Source organism: Flagellimonas sp. L-11 (assembly GCF_056857735.1).
Genome location: NZ_JBSXNR010000080.1, coordinates 37,292 through 49,799, shown reverse-complemented (window position 1 = coordinate 49,799; position 12,508 = coordinate 37,292). Strand labels below are relative to the sequence as shown.

Here is a 12,508-nt window from a genome sequence, read left to right as displayed (position 1 = left end):
AGAGCCATCATTCCCTAATAGTGAATCCTTCGAAATGGAATACAGGTGTGCTTGCTGTCCATCAAAAAGGACATTATAAAAAAATGCTTTTGGGTGCTACCTGATTTTGGTGGGCATTGTTAAAGGGGAGGAGGTTTAGGGTATCCAAAAACAGAGAATTGCCCCTGTGTATTTAGTGCTTTTTTAAATAATTTATGGTTTCAATAATCGATTAAAATTCTTTTTTTCCAAATTCACTGTCGATGAACCTTGATTTGTTCGTGCTGTTATTAAAGGTATAGGAGAGGTTGAGGATGATCATATCCACTTCGTAGACGTAGTTTGTGGTGGTATAAAACCCACCTTCCCTAGAAGTGGTGATTCTTTGCTCATTGGTGTCCAGTAGCCCTAGGTCCATATTCTGCCATTGCAATGTTGCGCTCAGGCGGTCATTGAAAAAGGATTTTCGGAAGCTTAGGTTGGGGGAATAGAACCTGGAATCCTCTCCTTGGGCCGTGTTTCTATCCGAAATATAATTGAAGGTGAACTGAAGTGATGCCGTTTCCGAAAAATCAAAGGTGCTATTGGCGTTAATGGAATATACAAAGGTTTCGGAATCCACCGGTCTTCCATCAAAAGAGCCATCTATTTTGTAGGTATAGAGATTGCCCCCGATAAAGTTGGACCAGTTTTTGGTGGGGCTGATTTGAGCTCCGATTTCCAAGCCTAGGGAGCGGGCCTTGCCCACATTGCTATATATTCGGTTCAAGATGGTATCGTTATAGATAGTATTGACACGGTTGACCAGATTTTTTACATCTTGGTAATAAACCGTGGCATAAACTGAGTTTCCCCCTTTGAAGTTTTTGGTTGCTCCCAACTCGAACAAATCAATAAATTCTGGCTTTAATGTAGGGTCTCCCTGTTCCAAGGTCTCGGAGTGTTCCCGTTCCGGAAACGGGTTCATTTTAAATGTGGTGGTGCGTTCCACTCTTTTGCTATAGGCGGCTTTTACTTTGGTTTTGTTTTTAAAGGTGTATTGCACCGAAGCGGATGGGAACAGTTTTACGTAATCGTACACATAGGTGGTGTCTATGGTATTGGTCTTGTCCCTAAGGTCAAATTCCCGATCCATGGCCTCGACCCTTGTTCCCGCTGAATATTCCCATGCCCCTTTTTTACCACTCAATTGGGCATAGCCGGAATGTAGTTTCCTTTTGAGGTCCACCTCGCTTGAAAATTCCGGTACCAGTTCAAACTGCCCAGTTGCATTGTTTCTTCTTTCATAAACAAAATCGCCCGTATGATCCAACAATCGGTACTGGTAACCTGTTTCCAATTGCCCAAAGGAAAAAGGACTCCATATATAATCCAGCTGAAAGCGAATTCCGTGCAAAGGGTTGTCGTTGGTATTGTATTCGTCCTGTAGAACCGTGTTTGTATCCGGGTACCCGAGATTGCGGTTGGTGGTCGGGCCTCCCAACAAGGTATACTCATATAGGAATGAAGTGGAAAGTTTGGAGGTATTGTTAAAGATGTGGGCATAATCCAGGCTTCCCAAAACAAAGTCCCCTTTTCTGATCCTCAGGTTCTCGTTAAAGTACTGCATGGTATACACACGATTCCCGCCCATTGCCGGTGTTATGGCATGGTTGTCATAATAAAGGATGTCCGCAGTCCTGTCCTTGCTGCGTTTGCCTGCATAAAAACCGAGGGAATATGTATTGGTACTGTCCGGGGTGTAATCCACCGAAAACCTTCCGCTATAGTTCACCTCGTCAAAACTGCGTTCCCCGTCGGATGGAAACTGGGTCAATGTATCGTTAATGATGGTAAAGACATCCCCTTCGCGTCGTCCTCCAAGGTCATTTTGCTGGTAGTTGGCCCCAAGGGAAATGTTCCAATCGCCCTTGATCACGTTATAGGTAGCATCAATGCCATAACGTTGATGGGCCTCTGCGTTGTCATATTTTTCTATGGATGGGAATCCCCCTTTTATATTGATTTGGGCAAATGCCCCGTCAATAGCTCCTTTTTTGGTGATTATGTTGAGAATTCCAGCCTTTCCTTCAGGATCATACTTGGCCGAAGGAGCTGTAATCACTTCAACTTGGTCAATGGAGTTGGCAGGTAGTTGGTTCAATAAGGTCGTTGCACCTCCCTGCACCGGTTTGCCATTGAGCAAGACTACAAAGCCACTACTGCCCCGCACATTGATTTCGCCCAAACCGTTTACCGTGACCGAAGGAATGTTCCGTATCACATCCGTGGCACTTCCCCCTTGACTGTTCTGAAAATTGGTGGCATCGAAAACCTGTCGATCAATTTTGTTGATGATGGCCGCCCGTTCCCCCTCAACAACAACTTCATCCAGTTGATTTTCGCCCATGGACAATGCTATGGTGCCAAGCTGTATTTTAGCGTTTCTATTAGGGATTTCAATATCCTTGACCACCCTTGTGCGATATCCTATAAATGAGGCCTCAAGATAATAGGTGCCTTTTTTTACTCCCTCCATGTTAAAGTTTCCATCCAAATCCGTGATGACTCCCGTAATCAGCTGTTCGGAAGATTGGTCATAGAGGGCCGCAGTGGCATATTCCAAGGGGTTTTGCTCCGTTGCATCGACAATTTTTCCAGTAATCTGGGCGGATGTAACGGTTGTGAACAAGAGCAAAAGGAAGCAGAGGTGGAATCTGTACGGCATAGTTTAAGGCTGATATTATTTGCCTCAAAATTAAATGCCGCAATAGTGTGATTATAGTCCTTTTGAAAAAAGAATGGTATCTATAAAACCTTGCCTTTCTTGAACTGTAGCGGGGTCACACCTTCAAACCGCTTAAAATATTTTATAAAATGGGAGCTGTCCTTAAAATTTGAGGCATAAGCTATCTCGCTTATAGAAAGGTTGGTATAGGTGAGTTGGCGTTTTGCTTCTTGTACAATATGTTGTGCAATTACCTGTGAAGTCGTCTTGCCGAACTCCTTTTTACAATGCGTGTTCAGGTTCTGGGAGGTGGTATGCAATAAATCAGCGTAATGTGAGACATCATTTTTTGGGCTTTCTTGAAGTAGCTGTTTAAAATTAAATGCCAAATTCTGTTCCAGATGGGATTTGTTGGGTGCGTAGTGCAATATTTTGGACAGCAGGGCCTTAAGAATTCCTTCCACGGTAATTTGGGAACCTTTTGCTTGGTCCTTAACCAGTTCGGAGGCCAATTTAAAGAGGGAATTGAGCATTGCATCAATGGGTACTTCAAATGCTCGGTGATTTTCAAGTTGTCTGAATTGATCATTGATGTGTTTGTCCAATGTTTTGTCCAAAAAACCATCTTTAATTATAATGACATACCCTTCGGGTACGGTATCGATCTGCCAATGGTGCACTTCACCTTTTTTGATGATAAAGGCAATGGGAGGTTTGATTTCATACGAATCTTGATCCATATGGTGAAAACCTGATCCCTTGCAAAAATAAACCAGTTCCAGATACTTATTGTGCCGGTGTGGTCTGGTATAGCGTTTGTTCACATCAAAGGGCTCGATTTTTATATCCAGTGCATGTGAAATCTTGTTGTTCACTTTAATTGCTGTACCCATAGGTCACTAAAATTAGGGCATATTCGCTGAGCGAACGGTTCTAAAGCCCAAATGTTCCATACCCGAATCCGGACTAGTGGCCATGCGCGCCGAAATTCTATAGCTTGCACAGTAAGAAGCACTACAGAGGAACGATCCACCTTTGATGACGCGTTCCTTGGCATAAGGGTTATTTGAGTTGAAGGCAGTTGTTGCCCCTGTTGGGTTCTGTGCGACCTCCCCGCTCGAAGCCAGCTTTTGATAGTAGTTCGTGTTGTACCGATCGCTGGTCCATTCCCAAACGTTGCCGGCCATATCGTAAAGGCCAAAATCGTTTTTGGGATAGCTCATGATCGGCGCTCTGCGTTCAAAACCGTCTTCCATCGTATTTTCCACAGGAAATTCGCCTTCCCAAGAATTGGCATGGGAACTGAGCTGATCGATGTCGTTGCCCCAAAAAAACTTGCTGTCCGTTTTTCCGGCACGGGCCGCAAACTCCCATTCAGCTTCCGTGGGCAATCTACGCCCTGCCCATTTACAATAGGCCTGTGCATCCTCGTAGGCTATATGAACCACGGGATGGTTTTCTTTGCCATCGATATTGCTGTCGGGGCCATTGGGATGCTTCCAACTGGCACCGATTTTCCATTCCCACCATTGGGAGTAATCATACAGGTTGGGGACACTGGATTTTGTTTTTTTAAAAACCAAAGAACCCGGTTGTAGAATGGAATCATGGGGTTTTTGGGTGCCTTCGGGCAACTGCTTTTTCATTTCTTCCCAATCAATCTCACGTTCGGCCATGGTAACATAGCCAGTTTCCTCAACAAATTTGGCAAACTGGGCATTGGTTACCTCATGAATGTCCATAAAAAAACCATCTATCGCAACTGGGTGCCTTGGCTTCTCGTGTGCCATGGCCATCTTATCCGATTCTACAGCACCTTGGTAAAATGTCCCTCCAGGTATCCAAACCATACCTTCGGGAGCTTTACTGGGAGCTTTTCTTGGCTTTACATGCTCTGTTGTTTTGGAAGTGCCAACACTTTCTTTTGATTGGTCCGTTTTGGATTTACAGCTTGTAAGCAGGGCAAATAATAAAAAGTAAAAAGAAAAGGTGTGCTGAGGTGTCATTTTGTTTAGTTGATGTTTCATTGGATTCCTAAAATAGTCTGAAATTGAATTATACAAAAAAATAATATGTGGTGATCAGGATACACAAAAGCCTAAGAGTTTTTTTAAACCAGCTTTATTGATTGTAAAAAAGACTAAACATTTATTTGAATTTGAAGACTGTTTCAGTGGGTCTATATCCAATATGAAGTGCATTTACCTGTATGGTTTGCTCCTTTTTCAGGTGAATTGTTCCATCAGTGGAAACTGCCCAAAATGGGTTAGGCTACATTCATTTGGAGCATACCTAAGAGAAGCTTCTAGCCCTTTAAATAAAATAATATCATGGCAACAGTCATTTAGGATAGGAATTTTTATTCTAACTTCTTTTCAATCAAGTAGCACTTCTTGATGTTAACTTGTAGATTAGGGTGTGGCTGGATTGATTGCATCCATTGGTAATTGCCAATTTATGATTTAATCTTCCATGCTTTTCAATAACCCCTCTAAGATCTCATCTTTTTCATCCAGCAAGTGGTCTTTGATTAGAATATCGGGGATAATACCTGTGCCTTTATCCACCCCATTTATGCGTTCGATTTTACCTTTGGGAACATCAACAGTGACTCCTGTTTTTGGTAGGGGATAATTGTAAATGGAGGCATAAAGATTAGGATATTCTCCTGTTTCTTCTCCAACAATTTTCCAAAAGGTCCAATAAGGTTAGTTTGGCATCACCTGATAAGGGTTTTAATCCAAAATCCCTTGACGGATTTACTGGTTTCATTTAGGGTCAGGCTGGATAGCAAAAAATGAGGCCAGTAGGAGCTTTATGTTCTGTTGGGCCGTTCCATTTGGGTTACATAAGTATATCATTGCCTATATTTATTTGAAAGTAATACTAGAAGATGAATAAAATATTATTTTTAAAGTATAAAATAATATACTTTAAAGTAATTAATCTATTTTACATATATAATATCATACCTTAAAATTTAGTCTAAACGCTTTTTTTAGCTTTTGGGATTGCTTTTTGGGAATACCTGCTCTATCAGAGTAATGTTCCCATTGATTCAATGTGACTTGTATAGCTTCAATATCATCATTTGCGTTTGTATAATTTATCTCATCGGCGATGGATTGAAGATCTTTTCTAGTGAAGTTGTCACGTTTACCGGCAATTGTCATCTGGTGCCCATTGGTCCATTGGCCCGCTGGATTGTACGCATAGGTGACATCATATGCGGGCGTCAGTCTCCATTTACCGGATTTATCCATTATGAATGAAATGTTCTTCGTGTGATCATCTTGGTTGCGGGCCATGACATTGAAGACCATTCTTCTAAAGAGTTGAACCGCTTGTTCTTTGGGGAGTTTAAGTTTCCTCATTATGTCCAACGCATCCTCATATCCGTGAACACCTGGTTTTCGATAATCGAAATGGGCAAGGGCGCAAAGGGTTTGCATATGCAATTTTTCCCCTTGCCCTGTTCTGTCAAATCGCTTTGTCATAAAGTGTGCTCGCCCATTTTCTTTCAAAAGCTGCGAAGGCATCATTTCAATGCCACAATCAATGGCCATCAGGTAATAGGCATATTCTATTTTTCCATACCCTTGTGGATCTCCAAGTTCCTTGTTGGTCACCCCATCAAATTTGAGAATGAAATGCTCAAAGCCTTCAGGTACTTTAGTTTGACCGGAGCGCACCTCTTTGGAGTCTTTATTATAGGCTACGATCGCCTTGGCTCGCTGTCCTCCTGCTGAGGTCCCCACTTTGATCAATTCATTCATTGCCTCGGTTTCTTGGAGGTTCAATGTAATGTCTTCTCTTTTCTGCTGAATCTTTCCGGACAATTCTACTAAACTTGAAATGTTCAATTCAGTAGATTGATCATACCCCAATTTTTTAGCAGGTTCGAATTCCAATGCCCCCATTCCACGGGAGCCGATATATGTGAGACGATCCAAAGGCGAAAAGGCGGATTTTACAATACCGTTCAATTTTAACCATCGATTGATCAGATGGTTTCCAAAATCATCCGGCAATACATCGGAAATCATTCCAGGAAGTCCTTTGTAGGTCTGCTCATCCAAAGTTGGAAAACTGTAAATTTTATCTTTCGATCCGGCAATGGGCATGTTTATGGGCGATACGTCCAGACCCTTGTTGATAAAACTGGGTTGGTATTCAAAGAATCCTAGATTGCGTTCATTGTCCCAACTCAATGCACCTACATTTTCACCCCATAAAGTGACACCAATAACATCTACCATTCCGAGTCTTTTCCTTTATCAAAATCGGTGCCCGAAGCACGTTCACGCTCTTTTCCCTTTAATTTGAGGAGTTGAATTGGACTAATGCCGGGATCGGGCAAGAATTTGTCCAAGGCTGCTAAGTCCCCAAATGCCCTTAGGATTTGTATCAAGGTCAATAATGAAGTATTGTTGCCAGATTCAAAGTTTTTTATGGTTTGGGTATGCAAGCCGGTTGTATTGGCCAATTGCTCTTGAGTCATGTTTAGGTTCAAGCGTCGCTGGCGAACCCTTTTCGTAAGCTCTTTTAAAATAGACTCGTTTGATGACTTAGAAGTTATCATTATAGGTATAATAAATTATATTTAATATAATAAAAATACGAATAAAGTATAATATATTAGATTTTAAAATCTACTTCTTCTGACTTATTGTTTTTATTCTTCTTCATTGGTGCTAAGCCATAGCCTATCCTTGTCATGTTGTGTTTTTCTCAATGCCTTTTTGTGTGTTTGAAAAATTCCAGTTTTGATCTAAGTTGTTCGAAGTTCGCATTATAACTTTTAAGGTCAACAACTGTAGGTTTAAAACACAAATAATAGTAAATAAAATTGGATTGGATTCAATCATTTTTTTAATTCCCTTATTTAAGATATCAAAAGAACATAAGCTTCGAGCTTTTGTGTTTATGAGTATAGTTTACCTGACGCATAATTTCAGCAATAGGCGCTCTGTTTAGCTTGCAATTCTAAAAGGTTTTTCTTTAGGGATATTAACATTAGTATGCTTTATTTTCATCAATGAAAACTTCAAACAATTTAGTTGTGTTGGAAAAAATGAATTCCAATAGAGGGTGCTTTAAAGATAGAAAAACCTGTCAGAAAAGATTAATCTTAGGAAGAAACGATTCGTGCTAGTGGGTAGTTAGTGGGACAAAACCAGTTTTCTTAAAATATAATTTACTGATTATCAATAGATTGTAAATCAGCTTCTACTTGAGTGCGACCCTAGTAGCATTCAAAATAAAAGCCTAAGCATCAATTACTTAGGCTTAAAAAAGTGTTTAAAATTGTGACCGCGGCAGGATTCAAACCTGCAACCTTCTGAGCCGTAATCAGATGCGCTATTCAGTTGCGCCACGCGGCCTTATTTAAGGGCTGCAAATATATTTCTTTTTAACTTTACCACAAAACCCTAGCATACAAAAATAATGGATTTCACACACTACATTCGCGATATTGAGGACTTCCCTACGCCCGGTGTTGTTTTTAAGGACATAACCCCGCTGCTAAAAGACCCAAGCGCTTTCCAAAAGGCCGCGGATGCCCTGTTGGCTTTGGTGGGCAACACGAAAATAGACAAAGTTATTGGTGTGGACAGCCGTGGGTTTATTTTTGCGCCCATGTTGGCCGAAAAACTGGGTGCAGGCTTTGTAACTGTCCGTAAGTCTGGAAAACTACCATATAAGACGATTTCCCAGTCTTACGATCTGGAATATGGCACTGGAACGTTGGAAATCCATTCGGATGCCATAGAAAAAGGGGAGAGGGTATTGGTGCACGATGATGTTTTGGCTACTGGAGGTACGGCTCAGGCCGTTTGTAAACTAGTTGAAAAATTAGGGGGAGAAGTGGTACAATGCAACTTTTTGATTGAACTCACCTTTTTAAATGGAGCTGAAAAAGTAAAAGGTTACCAAAAAGAGGTGCTTCTTCAATTTTGATCCAATGCTTTTTTGGTAACATAGTATCTCCAACCTATAATGGCCATTTGTAATTTAGATGCCTTGGAAAGGTCCAGGCCCTTTTTAGAGTAGGAGGGAAGTACAGCTTTGTTGATTTTTGCCAAAATCTTGTAAAACATATAATTGCGTTGGTTTTGTGTAAATATAGGTAAAGCTGTTTACAAGGTGGCTTTATGAGTATTTATGTGGATAAAATCTTACGTACTACATAAATATTATTGTTAAGAGTTGAACAAGAAGTGCAATGAAAAATTTTACGATTGCTATCATTTGATTGATTTTAGGTTTAAAAAACTATGACTTTTTTATTGTTTCTTCGAATATATAATGATAAAAGTCATGCTTCCAAACAATTAGACTAAAATCAATGTAATTGCATACGAGATTGTATCTCTAAAAACGTAATGCTTCTACAAATGTAAGCTAGTTCCTTATGTAAAATATTGAATTGAAATGTATTTATATGTTTTAACTAATAAAATGTTAGATATATAGAGGCGTTTTGAGTTGTTTTTTGAAAAACAAGGGAGGTTTTGTTCAAAAATGTGCCCATTTTTGGGTTTTCGTTTGGCGACACAAAAAAAGGAACCGTCTTTTAAGACGGCTCCTAGGACTATTCAAAAAATGATTATGTTATAATCATTTACCTTTCTTGGTGGTTATTTCAACAACCCCATTTTTAGCTTTTTTGCCATATTTGTCAATAGCTTTATCACCTTTTAGGACGGTCATGCTTTTTATATCGCTAGGCAATATCTTTTTGATATCCTTTGCCTTTGCTTTTTTACCGTCTATATAATAAAGTGGCTCGCCTTTGCCATCATTGTCTATAAAAAAGAAACTGGCATTGTCATGGTTACTGATTACTTCAATGTCCCCATCGTTATCCGAATCTTTAATGATCGTTACATTGCTGTTTCTTTTTACTTCAATATCGTTGTCTTTATCAGTACTAAAGACCATCACATTGTTTTCTTCGCCTTTCTTTTCAATTTTTTTAATGCTAATATGTTTTATGTCCTGATCATCTTCAATATGTAGTTTTTCAGCTTCTTTGTCACTAAGCCTTTTACCGTCTACAATTACAACTTTTTCATTATCTACCTGTTTAATGGTGATTTCGGTTTCATCATTAGTGGTCCAAGAACTCGTTCCTTTTATTTTATGGATACTAACATTTTTCTTTTTGCCGGAATTCCAAAAGGAGACCACATTGTTTTCATCATCATAAATAACCGTTATAGGGCCGATGGCGCCATCGGAATTAGTGCTGTAATTTCCGTTCACTTTTTTGCCCTCATCATTTTTACCGCTCAATTGCAGAGAAATCCCAATTATCTCTTTTGCATTATTTCTAACGGCGGTGTAACTGAAATCAATGTCATCTTTGGCTAAATCTTTTTTGATATTATCGAGTTTGGCATCTGATGTATTTTTATCTACGGTGAATTCGATTTTTTTGTTGTCTTTTGATTTTTTTTCGGTCATTGAGCTCCCAGTATTGTCGGAATCCTTATACAGATAGGTTTCCTCAATACTGAAACTCACTAGAAGCAACCCCAACAACGGAGCTACGAGCAGGGTTTTTAGGACATTGATTTTTTTGGATTGATTTTGATTTAACATGACTATTCGTTTTTTGATTAATGAATTGTAAAATGAATTGGCTAAAACGTATTCTTGTGTGTCTACCGCCTGTTTTAGCATCAGGTATTGGTATGATTTTTTGTCTTTCGCATGTGCTATGGCAAAATGGTCTGCCAAGTATTCCAGGTTTTGCCTCACAGCACTTTTGTAGAGCCACAATACAGGGTTGAACCAGAAAACAATCTTTAAAACCTCAAGGAATAAGATGTCCAACGTATGGTATTGACGGGCATGTACCTTTTCGTGTTCCAAAACCGAATGCAGTTCGTTGGGCTCAAAAAGTGTTGGATTATAAAAAATGTAGTTGAAGAAAGAGAAAGGGGATATTCGTTTTTCCGTTTCCAAGTGTAAAAAAGGACTTTCCTTTCTTTTATGGGCATTTTCGGCCAATTTTTTTAACGAAATCAATCTAATCATAAACTTTACCAACAAAATAGCACTTACTGCACTGTATAGGATAAGGAGTATGTTTTCCGCAGTGAACAAACTACTTTCGGCAAGGGATGAGGTAGCTTGAGCTCCCAACTCATCGGCCTGAATAAGTATGGGTTTGGAAACCACCACCGTTTTTTTGATCTTGATGAAGGGGAGTACAAAAGCGAGTATCAATCCCGATAACAAAAACATGCGGTTTTCCGTAAAAAGGGTGTCGCGCTTTAAAAAAATATGGTAAACCGCCAAAAAACCACCGGAGATAAGGGCGGATTGTAAAAAGTACATGAATATAGGTTCCATTATTTTTTCTTTTCTATTAGGTCAATGATCTCTTTGAGTTCTGCAATGGATATTTTTTCCTCTTGGGCAAAGTGGGAAACCAAACTTTTAAAAGAGTCATTGTAATAATCTGCAATGGCTGAGTTCACATACTTTTTCCGGTAGTCCTCTTTGCTTACTATTGGGAAATATCTATGGGTGTTGCCAAAGGCCTCATGATCTACGAACCCTTTTTCCTGAAGATTTCTAACAATGGTGGATAAGGTATTGTAATGGGGCTTTTCGCCCTGTATCTCCTCAAGTATTTCCTTTACAAAAGCTTTTTTCAGTTCCCAGAGGATTTTCATGATCTCCTCTTCCTTGTTGGTCAATTTTTGCATGATGTATTTGTTGTATGCCCAAACGTAATACTAATATTTTAGTTAAACAACTGTTTTTATAGTTTATTAACTATTTTTGTAGTTTTTCTTTTTGAAAGAACCTTCTCTGACCAGCTATTCTTCCCGTATCTTTGCGCAAAATTTTATTTTTTTGGGAAATCTACTCTTTATTGTTTTGGGATTGGTCCTCTTAATAGCCGGGGGAAATTGGTTATTAAAATCGGCGGTTGCCTTATCCTTGAGATTGTACATCCCCAAAATTATCATAGGCATGACGGTGGTCTCGTTCGCTACCTCAGCTCCAGAGCTTATTGTTAGTGTAAAAGCTGCTTTGGATGGTTTCCCGGACCTTTCTTTGGGAAATGTGGTAGGTTCCAATATTGCTAATCTGGGATTGGTTTTGGCAATCACCATAATTATGGGGAGCATAAATGTGCGGAAGAGTTTTTATACCACCGATTGGCCTGTAATGATGGTCGCTTCGCTTTTGTTATGTGGTTTTATCTATTTTGATGGAGAGCTCCAGCAATATGAAGGGATTGTTCTTGTGTCCCTTTTATTTGTGTTCTTGGTGTACCTGCTTAGATTTCAAAAAACAGCGGTTGAGGACGAAATGCCCGAAGATGACGTACCCCTACCATTATATAAGGTCGCACTTTTCTTGGGAATCGGCGGAACGGCGCTTTGGGGAGGTTCCGAATTACTTATAGATGGGGCCGTGGGTCTTGCATCCTCTTTTGGGGTAAGTGATCGTGTAATTGGTATAACCATTGTTTCCGTAGGAACAAGTATCCCTGAACTGGCAGCATCGGTAATAGCAGTACTAAAGAAAGAAAAGGCTATATCTTTGGGGAACTTGATAGGTTCCAATATTTTCAATTTGTTGGCCGTTTTGGGAATTACCTCGATAATTACTCCGATAACCGTTATGGACGAAGGATTGTTGTCCAGCGATATTTTTTGGATGTTGGGGATTTCTTTCCTTATCCTTCCTTTGGTGTTCTTCCCAAAAGGCCTACGCTTGGGGTGGAGGGATGGATTGATACTCTTGGCGTTTTATGCCACCTTTATCTATTTTACCATAAAATAAAAACCGCCC

General features: G+C 39.8%; 10 protein-coding genes and 1 tRNA gene. 2 read left to right on the top strand and 9 right to left on the bottom strand.

What is annotated here, in order from left to right; all coding sequences use genetic code 11:
- Positions 1–211 precede the first annotated feature (211 nt).
- From AC13CC_RS16405 to AC13CC_RS16380, 6 genes are all read right to left on the bottom strand, one after another.
- A complete protein-coding gene (locus tag AC13CC_RS16405; protein ID WP_482877048.1) occupies positions 212–2,686 on the bottom strand; it encodes a TonB-dependent receptor in 2,475 nt (824 codons plus the stop codon).
- A gap of 80 nt (positions 2,687–2,766) precedes the next feature.
- Complete coding sequence (locus tag AC13CC_RS16400; protein WP_482877046.1) at positions 2,767–3,579, bottom strand: helix-turn-helix domain-containing protein; 813 nt, start codon at positions 3,577–3,579, stop codon at positions 2,767–2,769.
- 12 nt (positions 3,580–3,591) lie between these two features.
- Positions 3,592–4,713 carry a formylglycine-generating enzyme family protein gene (locus AC13CC_RS16395; protein ID WP_482877044.1) on the bottom strand — a complete coding sequence of 374 codons (1,122 nt, stop codon included), beginning with the start codon at positions 4,711–4,713 and terminating at the stop codon, positions 3,592–3,594.
- Between the two features lie 939 nt (positions 4,714–5,652).
- Positions 5,653–6,945 (bottom strand): type II toxin-antitoxin system HipA family toxin, encoded by a 1,293-nt coding sequence (locus tag AC13CC_RS16390; RefSeq protein ID WP_482877042.1) that lies wholly within the window; start codon positions 6,943–6,945, stop codon positions 5,653–5,655.
- Positions 6,939–7,268 carry a helix-turn-helix transcriptional regulator gene (locus tag AC13CC_RS16385; RefSeq protein ID WP_482877041.1) on the bottom strand — a complete coding sequence of 110 codons (330 nt, stop codon included), beginning with the start codon at positions 7,266–7,268 and terminating at the stop codon, positions 6,939–6,941. The genes AC13CC_RS16390 and AC13CC_RS16385 overlap by 7 nt, the downstream gene beginning before the upstream one ends.
- 728 nt (positions 7,269–7,996) lie before the next feature.
- A tRNA-Arg gene (locus AC13CC_RS16380) sits at positions 7,997–8,070 on the bottom strand.
- Positions 8,071–8,134: 64 nt separating this feature from the next.
- Here AC13CC_RS16380 and AC13CC_RS16375 point away from each other — a divergent pair.
- Positions 8,135–8,647, top strand: coding sequence for an adenine phosphoribosyltransferase (locus AC13CC_RS16375; RefSeq protein WP_326277981.1), 513 nt, complete (start codon positions 8,135–8,137; stop codon positions 8,645–8,647).
- Here the strand turns inward: AC13CC_RS16375 and AC13CC_RS16370 are convergent.
- The 3 genes from AC13CC_RS16370 to AC13CC_RS16360 form a co-directional block, all read right to left on the bottom strand.
- Positions 8,638–8,787 carry an SsrA-binding protein gene (locus AC13CC_RS16370; protein ID WP_326277979.1) on the bottom strand — a complete coding sequence of 50 codons (150 nt, stop codon included), beginning with the start codon at positions 8,785–8,787 and terminating at the stop codon, positions 8,638–8,640. The two genes, AC13CC_RS16375 and AC13CC_RS16370, sit on opposite strands and share 10 nt — an antisense overlap.
- 520 nt (positions 8,788–9,307) lie before the next feature.
- Complete coding sequence (locus AC13CC_RS16365; RefSeq protein ID WP_482877039.1) at positions 9,308–11,050, bottom strand: M56 family metallopeptidase; 1,743 nt, start codon at positions 11,048–11,050, stop codon at positions 9,308–9,310.
- Positions 11,050–11,409, bottom strand: coding sequence for a BlaI/MecI/CopY family transcriptional regulator (locus AC13CC_RS16360; protein WP_293168455.1), 360 nt, complete (start codon positions 11,407–11,409; stop codon positions 11,050–11,052). The genes AC13CC_RS16365 and AC13CC_RS16360 overlap by 1 nt, the downstream gene beginning before the upstream one ends.
- Before the next feature lie 151 nt (positions 11,410–11,560).
- Between AC13CC_RS16360 and AC13CC_RS16355 the strand changes: the two genes are divergently transcribed.
- Positions 11,561–12,499 carry a calcium/sodium antiporter gene (locus AC13CC_RS16355; RefSeq protein WP_326277974.1) on the top strand — a complete coding sequence of 313 codons (939 nt, stop codon included), beginning with the start codon at positions 11,561–11,563 and terminating at the stop codon, positions 12,497–12,499.
- Positions 12,500–12,508: the final 9 nt, after the last annotated feature.